Here is a 2,787-nt window from a genome sequence, read left to right on the forward strand (position 1 = left end):
GTAAACAACCATATGAGTGTTATGGAAAACGAAATGGTTCATAAGGTTGAAGGCTTCTTCCGTGATATTAAGGCGAATGCAGCGGCTAAGCGCGCACAGGAATCATCCGGGGGCGTGTCCGTATCTTCGTCTGCTTCTGCTAAGCAAGGGGCTAACCGTCCGCCGTCGCAGCAATCGCAGCCGCCTCAGCAACAGCAGCAGCAAGAGCGAAAGCCACAGCCACCACAAGCGGCACAAGCGCCACAATCTTCTCAGGCGACGCAAGGGCCGACAAGCAATAATCCAAATCATGACAGACAGGGGCCTACGAATTCTATTAATACGAAAACACCATCTACCCAACAGCAAAGCGAACAACGACCAGCAGGACAACAAAGCAACAACCGTCCAGCGCAATCTCACAATAATMGACCGGCACAGTCCGGATCCAATCCGAATCGTCAAGGCGGTCAAGGCGGACAAGGCCAAGGCGGCAGCGGCAATCGCCCTGCTCAATCCGGCTCGAATCCGAATCGTCCAGGCGGACAAGGCGGCGGGTTTAACCGTCCTTCTTCGCAAGGTCAAGGCAGTCGTCCAGCACAGGGAGGCCAAGGCGGAGGTCAAGGCGGCTTCAATCGTCCAAGCGCTCCTCGTCCAGACGGCGGCGGCAATCGTTCGGCATCCGCGCCGGCTGCGCCAAGCCGTTCGTTCGAATCCAGATCGACGACGCAAGCTCCTAATCGCAGCAACGATGCGAAGGACAAGAACGGTCGCACCAATACGAAACGTTTTGATGACGGCAAGCCTAACGGCTACAGAGGCGGCAACAGCAATAACCGTGGTCAAAAAGGCCGCGGAGGCAGATATCAGCAGCAGCAGCCTGCGCGCGAGAAGATCGACAATACGCCTAAGAAGATAATTGTACGCGGTACGATGACGGTAGGGGAACTCGCCAAACTGCTTCACAAGGATGCTTCCGAAGTCATTAAGAAGCTGATCTTCCTTGGCGTAATGGCTACAATTAACCAAGAGATTGACATGGACGCGATTCACTTGCTCGCGAGCGACTACGGCGTTGAAGTTGAAGTGAAAATTCCAGTTGAAGAGGATTCCTTCGAGACCGTTGAAGAAACGGATGAAGAGGCGGAGCTGGAAGCTCGTCCGCCAGTCGTGACCATTATGGGTCACGTCGATCATGGTAAAACGACGCTCCTTGACGCCATTCGCAAGACGAACGTAACGGGCGGCGAAGCTGGCGGCATTACGCAGCATATCGGTGCTTACCAAGTCGAAATCAATCATAAAAGAATTACGTTCCTCGATACGCCTGGTCACGAAGCGTTCACGCTCATGCGTGCCCGCGGCGCACAAGTAACGGATATTACGATTATTGTCGTAGCCGCCGATGACGGCATTATGCCGCAGACGGTTGAGGCAATCAACCATGCGAAAGCAGCTGGCGTTCCGATCATCGTTGCAGTCAACAAGATCGATAAGCCGGAAGCGAACGTTGATAAGATTAAGCAAGAAATGACCGAGTATGAACTCGTTCCCGAAGAGTGGGGCGGCGACACGATCTTCGTTGAAGTATCGGCGAAGCAGCGTATCGGCCTTGAAGGTTTGCTCGAGATGATTCTTCTTGTCGCAGAAGTGAACGACTACAAAGCGAATCCGAACAAACGTGCCCGCGCAACGGTTATCGAAGCCGAGCTGGACAAGGGCAAAGGCCCGGTTGCACGTATTCTCGTGCAGCACGGTACGCTTAAGATCGGTGATGCATTCGTTGCAGGCAACTGCTTCGGCCGCGTTAGAGCGATGGTCAACGACAAAGGCCGCCGCTTAAAAGAAGCTGGACCGTCGACACCGGTGGAAATTACCGGTCTTACGGAAGTTCCGCAAGCGGGCGATCCGTTCATGGTATTCGAGGACGAGCGCAAAGCTCGCGCAATCGCTGACCGCCGTTCGATCAAGCATCGTCAATCGGAGATGGGCGCGAATACACGGGTTACGCTCGATGATCTGTATAACCATATCAAAGACGGTGAAATTAAAGACTTGAACGTTATTATTAAAGCTGACGTTCAAGGCTCGGCCGAAGCGCTTAAAGGCTCGCTCGCGAAAATCGATATTGAAGGCGTACGCGTTAAGATTCTTCATAACGGCGTAGGCGCAATAACGGAATCGGATATTATCCTCGCTTCCGCTTCGAACGCGATCGTAATCGGCTTCAACGTTCGTCCTGATCCGCAAGCGGAATCGACGATCGCGCAAGAGAAAGTAGACGTGCGTATGCACCGCGTTATTTATAACGTCATCGACGAGATCGAACAAGCGATGAAAGGCATGCTTGATCCGATCTACAAAGAAGTCGTTATCGGCCATGCGGAAGTTCGTAGCGTATTTAAAGTGACGAAGGTTGGCGCGATTGCCGGTTCGATGGTTACTTCGGGCAAAATAACGCGTTCGGCTGAAGCAAGACTTATCCGCGGAGGCATTGTCGTTTATACAGGGAAGATCGATACCCTCAAACGTTTCAAGGATGACGCGAAGGAAGTTGCTCAAGGCTACGAATGCGGCATCACGCTAGAGCGTTTCAGCGATGTCAAAGAAGGGGACATAATTGAAGCGTTCGTCATGGAAACGGTAGAGAGGTGATTACGGCATGGCAAAAATTCGTGTAGGGCGGGTCAGCGAGCAAATTAAAAAAGAGCTGAGCCAAATTATTCAAATGGAGCTTAAAGATCCAAGAATCGGCTTTATTACCGTAACAGGGGTAGAGACGACTAGCGTCTCTACCCCTGTTACGGT

2 protein-coding genes are annotated in these 2,787 nt (G+C 52.5%); both read left to right on the forward strand.

Going from position 1 to position 2,787, the window contains the following annotated elements; all coding sequences use genetic code 11:
• Window positions 1–2,634 (forward strand): translation initiation factor IF-2 (infB, locus tag AB4Z33_RS30695; protein ID WP_442053530.1); only part of this gene is annotated, 2,634 nt, incomplete at its 5' end.
• Between the two features lie 7 nt (window positions 2,635–2,641).
• A partial coding sequence (locus AB4Z33_RS30700) for a ribosome-binding factor A (protein WP_442053531.1) occupies window positions 2,642–2,787 on the forward strand: 146 nt, incomplete at its 3' end.

It is taken from the genome of Paenibacillus sp. 2TAB19 (assembly GCF_052115185.1).
GTDB lineage: Bacteria > Bacillota > Bacilli > Paenibacillales > Paenibacillaceae > Pristimantibacillus.